A 17600-nucleotide genomic window follows, 5' to 3' on the forward strand; every position below is an offset into this window, starting at 1 on the left:
AGGCGCGTGCGAGGATCGACGCGCCTTCACACCCTTCACACGGGAAGCACCCCCTTCTCATGGCCTTGTCAGTCGCACTGCCCGGTGCCGCTCTGCGCGTGACGCGCACGGCGGTCGGACGGCGTGCGCTGCAAGTGGTGCTGCTGGCGGGCGGGTTGTTCGCCCTCGGGCTCCTCTTCGGAGAGCAGGCGCACGCGGCGGACGGGATGGCGCCGACGACACCGGTGTCGGCCGTTCAGTCGGTGACGGACTCGGTTACGGGCTCGATCAGCGGTGCGGTGACGGGCTCGGTTACCGGGTCGGTGACAAAGCCGGTAACCGGTTCAGTGACGCGTTCGGTGGAGCAGTCGCTGGAAAAGCCGGTGGCGCATGTTGTGAAATCGGCGGGCAGTTCGGTCCTTGGGGCCGGTTCGGTCCTGTCGAGCACCGTCACGGATGTCACGCACGTCACGCATCCCACGAACGTCACGCACCTCACCGACAGCGTCCCGGGCCAGGTCGTCGACACCGTTCAGACGCCCGTCACGGACACCGTCGACACCGTTCAGGCCCAGGTCACGGAAACCGTCCGGCACGTCGTGCAGCCGGTCGGTGAGCTCGTCGTCCAACCCGTCGTCGGCGATGTCGTACTGCCGATCGGTGACCTGGTGGAGACGGTTACCGGCGGGCTGACCGGAACTACGGCGGAGATATTGCCGTCCCTGTCCGAGCTCCCGTCCCTGCCTGGCCTGCCGGCGCTTCCGGGTGTGGGCGGCCAGGTTCCGCCCGCCGCCGGTTCCGCGCCGCAGCAGTCGGCCGGGGGCGGGGCGGACGAGGGTGTTGCGGGGCAGCAGGGGACCGTCGCCGGGGCCACGGCTGCGTACGGGCCCGCCCGAATAGGCGCGCAGGCCGAAGGCGTCGATGCGCACGGCGGCCGCCAAGGCGTACGTCCCGTGCAAGCGCCCGCCCCCGCGCACCAGGCACCTCCCGGCAACCCGACCGGCGCGCTGGGCAACCAGTCGGCGGTCGACAACGGCGGGTCGCGACACGGCGATGCGCATGCCGTCACTCCTTACCACCGGGTGCCGCTTCGGCTCGTGCCCGGCGCGTCCGCGGTTGTGACCGCGGCCGAGACCCGGGACAGGTTCCGGGACATTCCCGTTTTCCCCGGCTAGGCAGCCCTCCCCTCGCGCTCGCCTTTGCGAGCGATGCAGGTCTGCCCGCTGTCCGGACCTCCTCCGATCACCGGATGGAAGCCACCGGAAGCTCCGGAAGCCCCGGAAACCCACGGAATGTCTCGAAGTCTCGGAATCCCGAAGGATTGACGTACGCATGAACAAGAACATCCGCCGTTCCATCGTCATAGCCGCCGGTGTCACCGGTGCGTGGGCGCTCGGTTCCGCCGTCGCCAGCGCGGACGAGCTGCCCTCGACGTCCGCCTCCCTGCCTGACACGACCCTCGACGTCACGGACACTGTCGGCTCGGTCACCGACACCGCCGACGGCGTCGTCGAGAAGGCCACGAGCGACGTCCGGAGCACCGCCTCGGGCGTCACCCGCACCAAGGCCGCACAGGTCGCACAGGCGGCACAGGCCGCACAGGCAAAGGTCCCCGCCGTCACCACCACCGCGGAGCGCACCGCGGCCACGGCCACGACCAGGGCCACCGAGTCGGTCGCCGACGTCAGCGCCCCGCAGGACGAGATCGACTACCTCTTCGGCCCGCTCGCCGCCTTCGCGGACCCGGTCGTCGATGAGACCACCACCGCCGTCGTCCCGCCGGTCGCCACCACCGCCGTCCGGGGCGTCACCCCGGTCGTGGATCACGCCGTGGGGAACGTGACGCCGCTGGCGTACGGGGCCGTGGGCAACGTGACCGCGCTCGCGTACGACGTCGCCGGTGACGCGACGACGTTGGCGCACGGCGTCACGGGCGACGCGAGCACCGTCGCGTACGGCGCCGTCGCCGACGTACAGCCGCTCGCGGGCGGCCTCGTCGGCCAGGTCGCCGACGACACCGCCTCCGTCCTGCCGCCCGTCGCCGTGACCGCCGTGCACGGTGTCGTCCCGGTCGCCGGGCAGGCCGTCGGGGACGCGGGCGTGCTGGCGTACGGAGTCGTGGGCGACGTCCAGCCCTTCGCAGGCGGTGTCGTGGGCGAGGTCCCGCCGCTCGCGTACGGGGTGGTCGGGCAGGTCGGACCCTTCGCGCAGGGCGTCGTGACCGACGACGTGCAGCCCTTCGCCGGCGGTGTCGTCGGCGCGGTGCGGCCGGTCGTGCGGACGGTCGTCGAGACGGTGCGGCCGGTCGTCGAGACCGTGCAGGGGGTCGGGGGCAGCGCTACCGCCCTCGCGTACGGCGTCGTGGGCGACGTGCGGCCGTTGGCCGACGGTGTGGTCGGCGAGGTCGACCCGTTCGCCGGCGGTGTCGTCGGCCAGGTCGGCTCCTTCGCGCAGGACCTGACCGGAACCGTCCAGGCCACCGGCGGCCCCCTCGCGGGCAACGCCGTAACCGGCGTCCAGGACGTGGCCGACTCGATCACGCCGAGCTACGCGCAGAACGCCGAGTACGCCCAGTACGGCCAGTACGGGACGTACGGCGTCTGACCGTCTGACCAGAGGTCCCCCTGCCGTACGACGGCGACGGTCGGCGATGACGACCGGTGAGCCCTGGTGCGGCATCCCACCGAATCCCACCGACTCCGCGGGCGCGATGGTCCCGGACGGCCGAATGCCGTCGGTCCGTCCGATCGGAACCCCGCGGAAGGGCGGGTGGTCCCCATTGGGGTGGAGACCGCCCGCCCTGGGCCCCTTCGGGGCCGTTAGAGGGGCCTCGCCAGGCAAACCCCAGCCTGGCGAGGCCCTGCCCGCCCCTCGCGTCCCCCTCCCGGGCGGATCTGTGACAGGTATCACCGCTCAGGTGTGACCTGCGATTTAGGGACCCGCGTCCGGCGGCGATAACCTGCGAGACGGACATGCCGCGCGCTCGGACACCGTGTGCGCCACCCTTGTGACAGCTGACGTCACGTTGCCCTTCGCGGCACGCCCACGGAGACAGCAGACCGCAGAGCGGCGAGATCACTGATAGGGACGGACGCGCGTGGACCTGTTCGAGTACCAGGCGAGGGACCTCTTCGCCAAGCACGGTGTACCGGTGCTGGCCGGTGAAGTCATCGACACGCCTGAGGCAGCCCGCGAGGCGACCGAGCGTCTTGGCGGCAAGTCCGTCATCAAGGCGCAGGTGAAGGTCGGTGGCCGAGGCAAGGCCGGCGGCGTCAAGCTCGCCGCCACCCCGGACGAGGCCGTCGCCCGCGCGACGGACATCCTCGGCATGGACATCAAGGGCCACACGGTCCACAAGGTGATGATCGCCGAGACCGCGCCCGAGATCGTCGAGGAGTACTACGTCTCGTACCTCCTCGACCGCACCAACCGCACCTTCCTCGCCATGGCGTCCGTGCAGGGCGGCGTGGAGATCGAGGTCGTCGCGGAGGAGAACCCGGAGGCCCTCGCGAAGGTCCCGGTCGACGCCAACGAAGGCGTGAGCATCGAGAAGGCCCGCGAGATCGTCGCCCAGGCGAAGTTCCCGGCCGAGGTCGCCGAGCAGGTCGCCGAGATCCTCGTGACCCTGTGGGACACCTTCATCAAGGAGGACGCCCTCCTCGTCGAGGTCAACCCGCTGGCCAAGGTCGCCTCCGGCAAGGTCATCGCCCTCGACGGCAAGGTCTCCCTGGACGAGAACGCGGAGTTCCGCCAGCCGGACCACGCCGCGCTCGAGGACAAGGACTCGGCCAACCCGCTCGAGGCCGCCGCCAAGGAGAAGAACCTCAACTACGTCAAGCTCGACGGTGAGGTCGGCATCATCGGCAACGGCGCGGGTCTCGTCATGAGCACCCTCGACGTCGTCGCGTACGCCGGTGAGAACCACGGCGGCGTGAAGCCGGCCAACTTCCTCGACATCGGCGGCGGCGCCTCCGCCGCGGTCATGGCGAACGGCCTGGAGATCATCCTCGGCGACCCGGACGTCAAGTCCGTCTTCGTCAACGTCTTCGGTGGCATCACCGCCTGTGACGAGGTCGCCAACGGCATCGTCCAGGCCCTCCAGCTGCTCAAGGACAAGGGCGAGGACGTCACCAAGCCCCTCGTCGTGCGCCTCGACGGCAACAACGCCGAGCTGGGTCGCAAGATCCTGTCGGACGCCAACCACCCGCTGGTGCAGCGCGTGGACACCATGGACGGCGCGGCCGACAAGGCCGCCGAACTCGCGGCTGCGAAGTAAGGGACGAGGGAAACAACCGCCATGGCTATCTTCCTCAACAAGGACAGCAAGGTCATCGTCCAGGGCATGACCGGTGCCACGGGCATGAAGCACACCAAGCTCATGCTGGCCGACGGCACGAACATCGTCGGCGGTGTGAACCCGCGCAAGGCGGGCACGTCCGTCGACATCGACGGCACCGAGATCCCGGTCTTCGGCACGGTCGCCGAGGCGATCGAGAAGACGGGCGCCAACGTGTCCGTCCTCTTCGTGCCCCCGGCCTTCTCCAAGGCCGCCGTGGTCGAGGCCATCGACGCCGAGATCCCCCTCGCGGTCGTCATCACCGAGGGCATCGCCGTCCACGACTCCGCCGCCTTCTGGGCGTACGCGAAGTCGAAGGGCAACAAGACCCGCATCATCGGCCCGAACTGCCCCGGTCTCATCACCCCGGGCCAGTCGAACGCCGGCATCATCCCGGGCGACATCACGAAGCCGGGCCGTATCGGCCTGGTCTCGAAGTCCGGCACGCTGACGTACCAGATGATGTACGAGCTCCGTGACATCGGCTTCTCGTCGGCCGTGGGCATCGGTGGCGACCCCGTCATCGGCACCACGCACATCGACGCGCTGGCCGCCTTCGAGGCCGACCCCGACACCGACCTGATCGTGATGATCGGTGAGATCGGTGGCGACGCCGAGGAGCGCGCCGCGGACTTCATCGCGAAGAACGTGACCAAGCCGGTCGTCGGTTACGTCGCGGGCTTCACCGCGCCCGAGGGCAAGACCATGGGCCACGCCGGCGCCATCGTCTCCGGCTCCTCCGGCACGGCCGCCGCCAAGAAGGAGGCCCTCGAGGCCGCGGGCGTCAAGGTCGGCAAGACGCCGACCGAGACGGCGCAGCTGGCCCGCGAGATCCTCAACGGCTGATTTCTCGCCCGACGCACGGACGGGCCCGCACCCCCTCACCGGGGTGCGGGCCCGTCCGCGTACTCGGGCGTGGTCAGCGGGCCTCCGGTACCAGCCTCTCCGGGCCGCTCACCATCTGCGACTTGAGGAAGGCGTGCAGTTCCAGCTGATCGTCGGAGAGCGGGCCGGAGGCGGCACGGGGCGGCACACCGCGAACCGTCGCGCCGGGGGCCATGGGCGGCTCGTAGTGGTCCGGGGCCGTGCGCAGGGTCAGCGAGGTGGCGCCGATGAGCAGGACCGTGAACGCGATGGCGGCGCGGGTCCAGGTGCGGGCGCGGTGCTCGCTGCCGTAGCGGACGGAGCGGGGTTTCGCCGCGCGCAGCCGCTCCGTGGCGGCGAGCGTGGTGAGACGCCGGTGCAGTTCGTCGGGAGCGGCCAGTTCCGGCAGGCGCTCGGCGACGGCCTCGCGCGCGTTCAGCAGCCGGTTGGCCGCCGTGGGCGTGCTCGCCTCCGTCTCGGCCGCGGTCTCCGGCAGATCGAGCCCGATCCCGTCGTACAGCAGCAGCGTGCGCCGGTACATCGGCGGCAGCTTCAGGAATACGTCGAGCAGGGCGCGGTCCGCCGCATCGGCGGGCGGCGCCTCGGGGTGCCGGTGGCGGGGGCGGAGCCGGTGCCAGGGGGAGAGCGCGTACTCGTACGCCGTCGCCCGCACCCACCCGGCCGGGTCCCGGTCCACGGCCACCTCGGGCCAGCGGTGCCAGGCCAGTTGGAACGCCCGCTCGACGGACTCGCGCGCCAGTTCGCGCCGCCCGGTGAGCAGATACGTCTGCCGGACGAGGGCGGGGGTGCAGAACGCGTAGAGGGCGTCGAAGGCCTGAGGCGGTGTCAGGGCGGGGGGCGGGGGAGCGGGTTCGGGTTCTTCTTCGGCATCCCCTTCAGAATCCCCTTCAGAATCCCCTTCGGAGTCCTCTTTGGAGTCCTCTTTGGAGTCCGCTTCGGCTTCGGCCCTGGATTCCGCCTCGGCTTCGATGTGCGGCTCCTGACGGGCGGTCACCTCGGCCTCGGCTTCGGCCTTGACGCCGGTCCCGTCCTCGGCGCCGGCGGTGGTCGTCGCCGGATCCGGCGACGTCAGCAGCTCCACGTACGCTTCCCGCTTGTGCCCGCGTGGTGTCGTACGGCCGGTCTCCCACGAGCGCACCGTCTCGCGGGTGACGCCCACTTTGTCGGCAACGTCGGCCTGGCTCAGCGACTTGGCCTCGCGCAGGCGGCGGCGCTCCTTGGGGGACGGCAGCGGGGGCGCATGACTCTGTGTCAGCTCGGACTCCACAGCGCGCCCCTTCGTACGAAAAAGTACATAACTGCATATTGAGCGACACATCCGGGGTTCGCCTGTTACGACGAGAAAGCGCGTGTCGTTGGGAGCATGACGTGCGTGACCCAAATGACCGACCGCAGGCTGTCGTTGCCGCCCCTGCTCACCCGGATGCGCGACCGATCCCCCGGACTGGCCGCCAGCCTCCTGGGTGGCGCCCTCGCAGCGGGGCTCGGACTCGGCTCGTTCGCCGTCCTCGTCATGGTGCTGTGGATCAGCTCCCCCTACCCCGACAGCGGACCGGGCGGCGCGCTGCACGTGGCCGCGGCCCTCTGGCTGCTGGCCCACGGCGTCGAACTCGTCCGCACCGACACCCTCTCCGGAGTGCCCATGCCGGTGGGTGTCACACCGCTGCTTCTCGTCGTGCTGCCGGTGTGGCTGCTGCACCGGGCGGGCCGCGACGCAGCCGATGCCGAGTCGGAAGCCGCGCCGCCCACGGCGTGGGCGGGGGTCGTCGCCGGATATCTGTCCGTCGGCGCCGCCGCCGCGCTGTACGCCTCGGGCGGGGAGTTGCGGCCCTCCTGGGTGTGGACCGCGGTATGCCTGCCGCTGCTTGCCGCGGGGGCGGCGGGGGCGGGGGTGTGGACGGCGTACGGCCGTCCGCGTGGGCCCATGCCCCCGTGGGGGCGCCGGGGGCTCGATGCCCTGCCTTCGGGTGTACGTCGTCACGTGGACGCCCATGTGCTTGAGCCGGAGGCCCGTCGGTTCCTTGCGAGCGCGGCGTGGGCCGCCGGGGCCGGGGTGGCGGTGCTGGTCGGGGGAGGGGCGTTGCTCGTGGCCGTGTCGCTGGTGTGGCACGGGGGTGCGGCCCGGGGTTCGTTCCTTCAGCTCACCGAGGTGTGGTCGGGGCGCTTCGCCGTGCTGCTGCTGAGTGTGGCGCTGGTGCCGAACGCCGCGGTGTGGGGGGCGGCGTACGGGCTCGGGCCCGGGGTCGTCCTGGGGGCGGGGCAGGTGGCGGGGCCGTTGTCCTCGGCTGCGCCGGGGGCGCTGCTGCCGGCCTTTCCGCTGTTGGCCGCGGTGCCGGGGGTGGGGGCGGGGGCGTCGTTGAGCTGGGTGGGTGGGGTTGTGCCGGTGGCTGCGGGGGTGACGGTGGCGTGGTTCGTGGTGGCTTCGGCGGTGCCGGGGGGTGGGGTGGTGTGGTCCCGGGGGCGGGCCGTTTGCTGTGTGCTGCTCGCGGCCGGGTTGTGCGGGGTGGTGCTTGCGGTGCTGGCCGGGATGGCCGGGGGGGCGCTCGGGGTTGGGGGGCTGGCTCATTTCGGGCCGGTGTGGTGGCAGGTGGGGGCTGCGGCGGGGTTGTGGACGGTGGGGGTTGGGGTCCCGGCGGTGGTGGGGGTTCGGGGGTGGCGGGTTCGGGTGCCGAGGGTTTGGCGGGTGGGGGTGTCGTTGCCGTCGTGGCTCTCGCGGGGCGACAGGGACGGGACCCCTCCGGCTCGGGCCCCGGAGGGGTCCCGGTCCGATGTCCAGCAGGCGGCGGCCGACGCCGGCCTTGAGCTGTATGACTTCCTGCCATCCGATGCCACGGGGTCGCCGTGGCACGAGGATGTGCCTCGTGAGGCGCGCTGGGCGGCGCTGAGGGAGGCGTCCGCTCCTGTGGAGCCGTTGGAGCCGTTGGAGCCGTTGGAGCCGCCGGAGTCGAGGTGAGGCGCGGGGGCTGGGGGTGGGTTTTCGCCCCCTCCGCCCCTACCCGTCCCTTGTTCCTGGGGCTCCGCCCCAGACCCCGCCAAGGGGCTCCGCCCCCTGGACCCCCGCTCCTCAAACGCCGGACGGGCTAAAAATCTTTAGCCCGTCCGGCGTTTGAGGACGAGGCCGTCCAGGCCGAAGCGGGGGTCTGGGGGCGGCAGCCCCCAGGAAGCAAGGGACGGGTAGGGGCGGAGGGGGCGAAAAACCTACCCCTGCGTCCCCAGCACCCCCCGCAACTCCTTCGGCAGAAGGTCGTTGCAGGACTCCTTCGCGACGTTCGTGAGGGCGTCGTTGGTGCAGGTGTAGTAGTCGCTGTAGACGAGCTGGGCGGTGTAGCCGGCGGCGACCATGGCGATGGCGAGGGACGCGGTGACCAGGCCGCTCACCGCGGCGGACTTCTGGGGCCGGGCGTTGGCAGGGTCCGGGGCCGGGCTGTCCGGATCCGGGGTACGGGGCTTGGCGCGCAGCGCGCTGACGCCCCAGTAGATGGCGAGCGAGCCGAGTAGCAGAGCCACGTACGGCCAGCTGAAGAGGGCGAAGAAGAACGCCCACATACCGGAGAGCAGGGCGAAGCGCGCCCGGCGCTGCGCCGGATCCGTCGGGTCCCAGCGCATCCCGGAACCCGGACCACCGCCGGACCCCTCCGGACCGCCCTGACCCTGACCTTGTCCCTGGGGCGCACCGGGACGGTCGCCGAAACCACCGCCGCTGGACGGCCCCGGCTGCCGGTCGCTCCACTGGCTGCCCCACGGGGACTGCCCGTCGGGGTCACCGTGCTCGCCCGAACCCGACCCCTCCGAGCCCTGCCCGTTCGCGGGCCTCCGCGGCTGCCACGGCCGGTCGGGAGCCCCCTCCGGCGGCGGAGCGAACGGATTGTCGTCCGAGCCCGAGGAAGATGAACCGGAGGAGCCCGAGGAGTTCGGGGGAGGAGCGTCCGGGCCCTGTCCGCCCGAGGCCCCGTTGCCGTCGGCCGAGCCGTGCTCACCCGAAGGGGCGGAGTCGGGTGCGCCCCCGCCTTCCCGCGGCGGCACAGGCGAAGGGCGCCGCTCGCGCAGCAGGAGCGGAGGGAGTCGGAGACTGCGGTCCGGCATCAGGTGAGCGTCTTCCCCTTGGTGGTTCTGGCGGGCGGCGTGTCCACGGAGCTTCGTGCCTGCCCGTGACTCGCGCCCCGGGCAGCCGACCGTTCGGCGTGCGTACCCAGGACTGGCGCCCCGGGCTTTCGAGTCCGGGACGACCGCCCCGGACTCTCACGTACCCACCCCAGATCAACGCCCCGCGTGCGCAAGGCGTTCCCCGTGCTGGACGGTGTTCCCAGGTGGATCCTCCCCAGACGCTACCTTCCGGCCACGCCCCCGTCCCGTGGGGGCCGCCCGGTGTGCCGGTATCGTTGCTGACGGTCGGCCGCTTCGTAGACTTCCCCGTATCCCGGGGCGCGATGCATTCGTACGAATGTACAAGTGTGAGCGAAGGTGCAGAACGAGCCGGCCGTGCAAACGCTCCCCCGAGAAAGGGCCCCACCGTGGCCGCCAAGCCCGTGGCCAAGCTGGTCGTGCTGGTCTCCGGATCAGGTACGAATCTGCAGGCACTGCTCGACGCCATCGCGGAGGCAGGGCCCGAGGCCTATGGGGCCGAGATCGTCGCCGTGGGCGCGGACCGGGACGGTATCGAGGGTCTCGCGCGCGCCGAGCGGGCCGGGCTGCCTACCTTCGTGAACCGCGTCAAGGACTACGACACCCGCGAGGAGTGGGACGCGGCGCTCGCCGGGGCGACCGCCGCCCACGAGCCCGACCTCGTCGTCTCCGCCGGGTTCATGAAGATCGTGGGGAAGGAGTTCCTCGCCCTCTTCGGCGGCCGGTTCGTCAACACGCACCCCGCGCTGCTGCCCAGTTTTCCCGGCGCCCACGGCGTACGCGACGCGCTCGCGTACGGCGCGAGGGTCACGGGATGCACCGTCCACTTCGTCGACGACGGCGTCGACACCGGCCCGATCATCGCTCAGGGCGTGGTCGAGATCCGGGACGAGGACGACGAGAGCGCTCTGCACGAGCGCATCAAGGAAGTCGAGCGAAGGCTGCTCGTCGATGTCGTGGGGCGGCTCGCCCGCAACGGCTATCGCATTGAGGGACGAAAGGTAGTTATCCAGTGACCGCCACCGCCGAGAGCAACAAGCGGGCCATTCGACGCGCGCTCATCAGCGTGTACGACAAGACCGGCCTCGAAGACCTGGCGCGCGGGCTGCACGAGGCCGGTGTCGAGCTCGTCTCCACCGGCTCCACCGCCTCGAAGATCGCCGCGGCGGGCGTCCCCGTCACCAAGGTCGAGGAGCTGACCGGCTTCCCCGAGTGCCTGGACGGCCGCGTCAAGACCCTGCACCCCAAGGTCCACGCGGGCATCCTCGCCGACCTGCGACTCCCCGACCACCAGCGCCAGTTGGAGGAGCTCGGCGTCGAGCCGTTCGGGCTCGTCGTCGTGAACCTCTACCCGTTCCGCGAGACCGTCGCCTCCGGCGCGTCGCCCGACGAGTGCGTCGAGCAGATCGACATCGGCGGTCCCTCGATGGTCCGCGCCGCCGCCAAGAACCACCCCTCGGTCGCCGTGGTCACCAGCCCCGCGCGGTACGCCGACGTCCTCGCCGCGGTCAAGGACGGCGGCTTCGACCTCACCACCCGCAAGCGGCTCGCCGCCGAAGCCTTCCAGCACACGGCCGCGTACGACGTGGCGGTGGCGAGCTGGTTCGCGGCCGACTACGCGGCCGCCGACGACAGCGGCCTCCCCGACTTCCTGGGTCACACCTACGAGCGCAAGAACACCCTGCGCTACGGCGAGAACCCCCACCAGGGTGCCGCGCTGTACGTCGACGGCACGGGCGGCCTGGCGGAGGCCGAGCAGCTGCACGGCAAGGAGATGTCGTACAACAACTTCACGGACACGGACGCCGCGCGCCGTGCCGCGTACGACCACGACGACCCGTGCGTCGCGATCATCAAGCACGCCAACCCGTGCGGTATCGCGGTCGCGTCGAGTGTCGCCGAGGCGCACCGCAAGGCGCACGCCTGTGACCCGCTGTCCGCGTTCGGCGGCGTCATCGCGGTCAACCGGCCGGTGACGAAGGAGATGGCGGAGCAGGTCGCCGACATCTTCACCGAGGTCATCGTGGCGCCCGAGTACGAGGACGGCGCCCTCGAAGCCCTCACCAAGAAGAAGAACATCCGCGTGCTGCGCGCCCACCACGGCCCGAAGAACCCGGTCGAGGTCAAGCAGATCGACGGCGGCGCGCTGCTCCAGGCGACCGACCGCCTCCAGGCCGACGGCGACAACCCGGTGAGCTGGACCCTGGCCACCGGCGACGCGCTCAGCCAGGGTGAGCTGGACGAGCTGGCCTTCGCCTGGAAGGCCTGCCGCGCCGTCAAGTCCAACGCGATCCTCCTCGCCAAGGACGGCGCCTCCGTCGGCGTCGGCATGGGCCAGGTCAACCGCGTCGACTCCGCCAAGCTGGCGGTGGAGCGCGCGGGCGCCGAGCGCGCCCGCGGCTCGTACGCGGCCTCCGACGCGTTCTTCCCGTTCCCCGACGGCCTGGAGATCCTCACCGAGGCGGGCGTCAGGGCCGTGGTCCAGCCCGGCGGTTCGGTCCGCGACGAGCTGGTGATCGAGGCCGCGAAGAAGGCGGGCGTGACGATGTACTTCACGGGGACGCGGCACTTCTTCCACTGAGTTCCGCCACTGAGTTCCTCCACGCATGCGAACGGCAGGCCGCATCCCCCCGGGTGCGGCCTGCCGTCCGTCGTGGCCCGCTGTGGTCGTTACGGGCGCTTGTAGCAGCTGTAGTACGCCTCGGTCCACCACGGCCACTTGATGGCGTCGCGCGTGTTGGGCCCGTAGATGCCGTCGGCCGCGGTGCCGGCCTTCCCCTGCGCGTACACGAGTGCGGCCTTGGTGGCGGGGCCGAAGATCCCGTCCAGGTCCAGGTCGCGGTCGTAGCAGAGGTTGAGCGCGAGCTGCAGGCGCTTCACTCCGGTTCCGGCATTGCCCTGGGCCAGCTGGCAGTTGTAGATGGAGCCGTTGAGAGCCGGGAGGTTGGCCAGCGCCCCCGAGGCCGTGTAGAGGGTCTTGCTGCCGGAGCAGGCGCTGAGAGCGGATGCGGGCGTCGCCGTGGTGACGGCGAGCCCGACACCGGCGAGTGCGACGGCAGCGGCCGAGAGCCCTGCCTTGGCGCGAAGTGCGCGGACGTTCATGGGTGTTCCTTCCCCGTTGGTATGGGCCGGTAGCGGCACCACTCTCAACGGAGGGGCGGACGGACGGAACCTCGAACATTTCAGGGTGCCCGCGCTCCGGTGCCGACCGCCGTGCGTGGGCGGGCGCGGCGGAATGGCGCATACCCGGGTGCAGAACCCGGCGCTCCGCTGGAAGTGTCAGGGACCGACCCAACTCGGCCCCGGCACTCGGAGGTTCAGTCATGCGCAGCAGCAGACTCAGCGGGACCCGTCGTATCGCCGTCGTCGGTGCGGCGCTGGCCGTCGCGCTCGGTACGACGGTCCTCGGAACGGCCTCCGCCGCGGAGGGCGCGGCGGCGGTGGACTGTCCGAAGGGGTACGTGTGTCTCCTGCCCCTGTTCGGGAGCGGGGCCCCGGTCCTGGTGAAGGAGGGGGACAGCGCCAAGTACGATCCCGCGCTGACGGTCGCGGAGGTCACGAACAGCACGGCCGTCACGTACTGCGTGGGCGGTGACCTGAACTATCCACTGGCGGCCGGCCGGACCCAGACAGGGACCAACAGGGTGACGTCGGTGACCCCTTCGGCCGGCGGTGCGTGTCTGCTGTGAAACGCGCGAGGGGCGCACCGCGTGTGCGGTACGCCCCTCGAACCCGTTCCCCCCTGCCTTCGGCCGTCAGCAGTTCTTGCTGGTGACGCTCGTCCATGTCCTGCCGGTGCCCGTGTACTTGGTGCCGTTGAAGTGCACCGGCTTGCGGTTGGCCTCGGTGGGGATGCCGCTCGCCTTGTAGCGCTGCTCGTAGTGGAGGTGCGCCCAGTCACCGCTGTTGCTGCCGGTGGCGCCGATGCGGCCGATCTTGGTCCGGGGGCCGACGTTCTCCCCCGCGTGGACGTACTTGTTGTGCTTGTCCTTGAGGTGGTAGTACGCCGTGAACCAGCCGCCGCCGTGCTTGATGATGATGACGTTGCCGGCGCCGCGGTCCCAGAAGGTCTTGGCCACGGTGCCCTTGTAGCCGGGCAGGACCCACTTGCCACTCGACCCCGTGTTGCCCTTCACCACGATGTCCAGGGCCGGGTTGTGGCCCGAGTCGTAGGTGTTGAGCTGCCACTTCGTGTTGCAGAGGAACGGCATCTGGAACTTGGGCTTGGCCGCCGCTGCGATGATTCCCTCGGAGGCCACTGCGGTGACTCCCTCGGACGCCGCCGCGGTCCCGAGGCCCGCTCCCCCCGCGCCCAAGGTCAGCGCCAGCGCGGTCACCATGAGCGCCAAGGTCGATGGACGGCGTACGGACATGCGTGTCTTCATCTGTTCTCCCCGTTGCGGTGACGGACTTCGCGTCCGCCCCTTTCCTCGTCGTGTACGCGTCGAGCATGTGGCGAGGGGCGCCGCCCCGGTACCTCGGAAGTCATAGGCAGACCGCTTAGGGCCTGTCCGGCGGATCATGCCGGAGACGCGGGGCGTGGCACGCCGATCTGCGGCGTTGTCGTCGGTTGCCGACGCTCCGCGTCGTCGCCCTCCTCCGCCTTGCAGCTCGACGCACCACGCCCCGCTCACCTGCGTCCATGAGGCACCGCCGATTTCCTCCGACCTGATCCGCCGGACAGGCCCTAGCAGGCCCCCACCCACTCGTGGGAGCGGATGAACAGGCCGTCGCGGTCCGGGAAGTTGACCTTGGCGTTGGCCTGGATGCAGCCGATCGGGTCCTTCCGGTTGACCGTGCGGAAGAGCTGGACGTCGTCGTGCGGGTCCCCGTCGTAGCCGTTGTTGAAGGCCGACTTGGGGTTCCTGTCCTTCGCCCAGTCGCAGGTGATGTTCCCGCCGAGCCAGTTGTCCTCGTAGTCGAACCAGGGGCACATCTCGCCCTGCCCGTCCCGCTCGGTGAAGAAGCAGACGTCACCGCGGTCGCAGCGCGCATACCCCTGCGGGGCGGGTTCGCGCAGCGCGAGGAGGCCTGCCGTGACCAGCGACACGACCGCGACCGCGGCGAGTCCGCCGAGCACGGCGGGATGCGGTCCGCGCCTCGGCGTGAGCCGCGGAAGCCGTGGCGAACGGGCGGCCCCGGCCGCGGTCTCGACCCGGCGGAGCAGGCTCTGCGCGGTGTGTGGGGCGCGGGCGGCGTGCGTGGGGGCGAGACAGTCGGTGACGATCTCCCGCCAGGCGTCCGGGAGTTCGGGTGAGAGGCGGAGTTCCTCGTCGCCCCGCGCGTAGCGCTGGACCGCCTCCCGCCGCGCCGCCGGGGTCGCCCCCGGCATCGGCAGGCCCCCGGTCAGGACGAGGTGGGCGAGGATGCCGAAGGCCCAGATGTCGGCGGAGGGGCGAGTGAGGTGGCCGTGTTCGCCGACCTCGGCCCAGAGGAGTTCGGGCGGGGTGTAGTCGGGGGTGGAGAACGCGGGGGAGTAGGCGTGGGTGCCCTCCAGCTCGGAGGCGAGGTTGAAGTCCGCGAGCCTCACCGAACCGTCCGCCATCAGCAGGACGTTGGCCGGTTTGAGGTCGCCGTGCACCCAGCCCGCGTGATGGAGGTGCGCCAGGCCTTCGCAGATCTGGGCGAGCAGCGAGGGACCGCCCGGGACGGCGACGGCATGGTCCGGCGGTCCGGAGCGCCGGTCCCGCAGCCGGTCGAGCAACTGGCCGAGAGAGCCCTCCGCGCGTTCCAGTACGAGGACGGTGGTGCCGTCGAGCAGCGGCTCCGAAGGATCGTCGACGGTCAGCGTCTCGTACATGCGGATGAGCCGCGGGCGCTGGAGCCGGCGCAGCAACTCGGTCTCCCGCTCGGCGAGTTCCCGCAGATGGTGCAGTTGGCGTGGCGTGCTGGTGCCGGTGGGCAGGAACTTCAGGGCGGCCTCGGACGGCAGGCCCTCGGAGGGCTCGGCGCACCGGGCGGCGTACACACTGCCGAAGGCCCCCGAGGCGATGGGTTCGCGGATCTCCCAGGCACCGACGCGGTAGCCCTTCGGGACCGGGACGGTGTGTGTCGGCCTCACGCTCATCGGGTGGCACTCCCGTCGAGGAGCGCCAGGTCGTCCTCCCGGACGAGGTCGAAGCGCAGGGCCAGGGAGACCAGGCGTTCCTTCTTGCCGTTGAGGCGCGGGCCACCGCCCGGCACCGTGTCCGGGGCCGGTTTCAGACGCAGTTTCACCGAGAGATAGTCGATGTTCCACTGCACCGAGGTGCGGGTCGTGGACGGCCACTGGGGACGCAGCAGGTCGACGAGCTGGTCGGCGGTGGCCAGCGGAGCGTGTGGTTCGCCGCGCAGGCGTGGGGCGCACAGGGCGACCAGGACCTGGAAGTACCGCTTGCCGCGGTCGAGGGGGAAGGCGGACGCGGTGGGCGCCCCGTCCCCCGTACCGGCGCAGTCCAGGTAGTCGTGGCGCGGCGCCCAGACGTCGAAGCTCAGCAGTTCGTTCCCGGCGGGCAGGACGACGCGTGAGAACTCGAACGGGATGGGAGCGTCGAGCCGGCCCGGCGCGATCTTGACATGCTCACCCGCGCCCTCCGGGTTCTCGACCACATAGGTCTGCCCGCCGCTGAGATTGCTGAGCGTCCAGTAGGCACCGGCGGCGGTGATCTCTCCCGCGGCACGGGACACGCCCTCGTGCGGGATGGTCAGGTGCGGGCCGTACGAGTGGGCCGCACGGCCGAACGGCAGGGACTCGCTGGGTGCGAGGTGGATCTGGTCGGCCGGGCACGTGCTGTCCATGGGCACGACGATGATGCTGTGCATGGCGATTTCCTCTCCCCCGATAGGAACTGACTCAGGGTAGGGAGAGGGGAGTAAGCGCCCCAAGGGCACGCAAAAATGGCGCGTCTAATACGAAGGGTGAGGAATCTCCCCGCGCCCTCGTGCCCTCAGTCGGCGGCGGCCGCGCACCCCGCGCCGATGAGGAAGAAGCCGGCCCACATCGCCCCGGAGACGATGTCGCCGCGTCCGAACGCGGGACCGCGCGTGATGTCCAGGTTCTCCGCGTGCTGGGGATCCCGCGGATCGTAGAGCACCTTGAGCTCCTCGCCGACCTGGGGGATGCGCTCGTGCGTCTGGACGATGGCGCGGACCTGGCCTCCGTCCGGGTCCGGCAGGTATCCGCAGCGCACCCGGATCGGACCGTCCCCCCGGGCGTTGAAGTGCTCGAGGCAGACCGCTGTGATGACACGTCCGTGTCTGCGCAGGCGGCGCTGGCGGCGTGCTTCGGGAGAGAAGATCAGCACTTGGACGACGGCGAACACCGAACAGAAGATGGCCCAGCCTCGCACGGCGCCCCCCGGCTCTGTGCGTGCGGATGTGTCTCGTCAGGTTAGGCCGAAACACCAGGGCCGTGTCCCCCCTTGCGCAGGGTGAGACACGGCCCTTGGAGCAAATGACGCGAACTGCCCAGCGGTGCCGGAGTGTTCCGGAGCGCTGTCGCTCGCGCCGACGCGTCCGCTACGACGTGCGGATCACGATCGACGAGCACACCTTGTCGGCGAACGTCTGCTTCTTGGCGTCCCACGCCGGCCACAGCCAGCCCAGGTAGCACGCCAGGCTGTCGAGGAAGTGGGCGAGCCGGCGGACGAACGCCATGCCGACGCCCATCGGCTGGCCGTCGATCTCGCGCACCAGGCGGATGCCGAGCGCCTTCTTGCCGACGGTCTGGCCGGTGCGGCCCTCCTGGATCAGCTGCCAGATCGCGAGGCCGATGAGGGCGAGGGCGCCGATCGCCACCAGCGCCGGAGTGTCCTTGCCGGCGATGACGATGCCGTACGGGACGGCGAACACGAGCATGTCGACCAGGGTGCCGAGGAAACGCTGGCCCCAGTTCGCGTACGGCGGCTGGGCGCCGTAACCCGGCTGCTGCGGGTAGCCGTATCCGGGCTGCTGCGGGTAGCCGTAACCCTGCTGCGGCGGGACGCCGGGGGGTGTCTGCGGGGCGCCGTAACCGGGCTGGCCCTGCTGCGGGTAGCCGTAGCCGGGCTGCCCCTGCTGCGGGTTCTGCGGCTGCTCATACGGGTTGGGTGAGCCGAAACTCATGGTGATTTTCCTCCATGCAAAGGGCGGGGACGGCGCGGATGGCGCGGAGGAACGTCACGAACATGAGCGGTATGCCCCCCAACACGGACCGCGTTGTGCACCGTACATCGTTCTGTGACAGGCCAGTTCTTGTCCAGCCGGTGAGCACATATGTTGTGCAGCTGCAATCTTCGTGATCTTCCCGGCGGGTCCGTAC

Annotated in this window: 16 protein-coding genes; 8 read left to right on the top strand and 8 right to left on the bottom strand. The window is 71.0% G+C overall.

Annotated features, from left to right (window positions below):
* Nucleotides 1-59: 59 nt before the first annotated feature.
* The 4 genes from OG219_RS29650 (at nt 60) to sucD (ending at nt 5161) form a co-directional block, all read left to right on the top strand.
* On the top strand, nt 60-1154 hold the full coding sequence (locus tag OG219_RS29650) for a hypothetical protein (RefSeq protein WP_266831534.1): 1095 nt from the start codon (nt 60-62) through the stop codon (nt 1152-1154).
* A gap of 157 nt (nt 1155-1311) precedes the next feature.
* Nucleotides 1312-2583, top strand: a complete 1272-nt coding sequence (locus tag OG219_RS29655; RefSeq protein ID WP_266831536.1) for a hypothetical protein — start codon at nt 1312-1314, stop codon at nt 2581-2583.
* A 493-nt stretch (nt 2584-3076) separates the two neighbouring features.
* Complete coding sequence (gene sucC, locus OG219_RS29660; RefSeq protein ID WP_266831538.1) at nt 3077-4255, top strand: ADP-forming succinate--CoA ligase subunit beta; 1179 nt, start codon at nt 3077-3079, stop codon at nt 4253-4255.
* 21 nt (nt 4256-4276) lie between these two features.
* Nucleotides 4277-5161, top strand: coding sequence for a succinate--CoA ligase subunit alpha (gene sucD / locus OG219_RS29665; protein ID WP_266831540.1), 885 nt, complete (start codon nt 4277-4279; stop codon nt 5159-5161).
* Between the two features lie 73 nt (nt 5162-5234).
* Here sucD and OG219_RS29670 read toward each other — a convergent pair whose 3' ends face one another.
* Complete coding sequence (locus OG219_RS29670; RefSeq protein ID WP_266836273.1) at nt 5235-6455, bottom strand: helix-turn-helix domain-containing protein; 1221 nt, start codon at nt 6453-6455, stop codon at nt 5235-5237.
* 108 nt (nt 6456-6563) lie between these two features.
* On the opposite strand from OG219_RS29670, the gene OG219_RS29675 reads away from it, so the two are divergent.
* Entirely contained in the window at nt 6564-8153 is a 1590-nt protein-coding gene (locus OG219_RS29675; protein ID WP_266831542.1) for a DUF6350 family protein, read from the top strand.
* 245 nt (nt 8154-8398) lie between these two features.
* Here OG219_RS29675 and OG219_RS29680 read toward each other — a convergent pair whose 3' ends face one another.
* Nucleotides 8399-9283, bottom strand: coding sequence for a hypothetical protein (locus OG219_RS29680; protein ID WP_266831544.1), 885 nt, complete (start codon nt 9281-9283; stop codon nt 8399-8401).
* Nucleotides 9284-9711: 428 nt separating this feature from the next.
* Between OG219_RS29680 and purN the strand changes: the two genes are divergently transcribed.
* Together purN and purH are read left to right on the top strand one after the other, a co-directional pair.
* A complete protein-coding gene (purN, locus tag OG219_RS29685; RefSeq protein WP_266831546.1) occupies nt 9712-10338 on the top strand; it encodes a phosphoribosylglycinamide formyltransferase in 627 nt (208 codons plus the stop codon).
* A complete protein-coding gene (gene purH, locus OG219_RS29690) occupies nt 10335-11903 on the top strand; it encodes a bifunctional phosphoribosylaminoimidazolecarboxamide formyltransferase/IMP cyclohydrolase (protein WP_266831548.1) in 1569 nt (522 codons plus the stop codon). The genes purN and purH overlap by 4 nt, the downstream gene beginning before the upstream one ends.
* A gap of 89 nt (nt 11904-11992) precedes the next feature.
* Here the strand turns inward: purH and OG219_RS29695 are convergent, their stop codons facing one another.
* On the bottom strand, nt 11993-12424 hold the full coding sequence (locus OG219_RS29695) for a peptidoglycan-binding protein (RefSeq protein WP_266831550.1): 432 nt from the start codon (nt 12422-12424) through the stop codon (nt 11993-11995).
* Nucleotides 12425-12645: 221 nt separating this feature from the next.
* On the opposite strand from OG219_RS29695, the gene OG219_RS29700 reads away from it, so the two are divergent.
* Nucleotides 12646-13011, top strand: a complete 366-nt coding sequence (locus OG219_RS29700; RefSeq protein WP_266831552.1) for a hypothetical protein — start codon at nt 12646-12648, stop codon at nt 13009-13011.
* A 66-nt stretch (nt 13012-13077) separates the two neighbouring features.
* On the opposite strand, the gene OG219_RS29705 is transcribed toward OG219_RS29700, so the two are convergent.
* The 5 genes from OG219_RS29705 to OG219_RS29725 form a co-directional block, all read right to left on the bottom strand.
* On the bottom strand, nt 13078-13707 hold the full coding sequence (locus OG219_RS29705; RefSeq protein WP_266831554.1) for a M23 family metallopeptidase: 630 nt from the start codon (nt 13705-13707) through the stop codon (nt 13078-13080).
* Nucleotides 13708-14009: 302 nt separating this feature from the next.
* Nucleotides 14010-15389 carry a protein kinase gene (locus tag OG219_RS29710; RefSeq protein WP_266831556.1) on the bottom strand — a complete coding sequence of 460 codons (1380 nt, stop codon included), beginning with the start codon at nt 15387-15389 and terminating at the stop codon, nt 14010-14012.
* Nucleotides 15386-16123: an FHA domain-containing protein gene (locus OG219_RS29715; RefSeq protein ID WP_266831558.1), complete on the bottom strand. Its 738-nt coding sequence runs from the start codon at nt 16121-16123 to the stop codon at nt 15386-15388. Before OG219_RS29715 ends, OG219_RS29710 begins: the two co-directional genes overlap by 4 nt.
* Before the next feature lie 125 nt (nt 16124-16248).
* Nucleotides 16249-16650 (bottom strand): DUF3592 domain-containing protein, encoded by a 402-nt coding sequence (locus OG219_RS29720; RefSeq protein WP_266831560.1) that lies wholly within the window; start codon nt 16648-16650, stop codon nt 16249-16251.
* Between the two features lie 169 nt (nt 16651-16819).
* Entirely contained in the window at nt 16820-17404 is a 585-nt protein-coding gene (locus tag OG219_RS29725) for an RDD family protein (protein ID WP_266831562.1), read from the bottom strand.
* Between the last annotated feature and the right edge of the window lie 196 nt (nt 17405-17600).

The organism is Streptomyces sp. NBC_00038 (assembly GCF_026343635.1).
Lineage (GTDB): Bacteria > Actinomycetota > Actinomycetes > Streptomycetales > Streptomycetaceae > Streptomyces.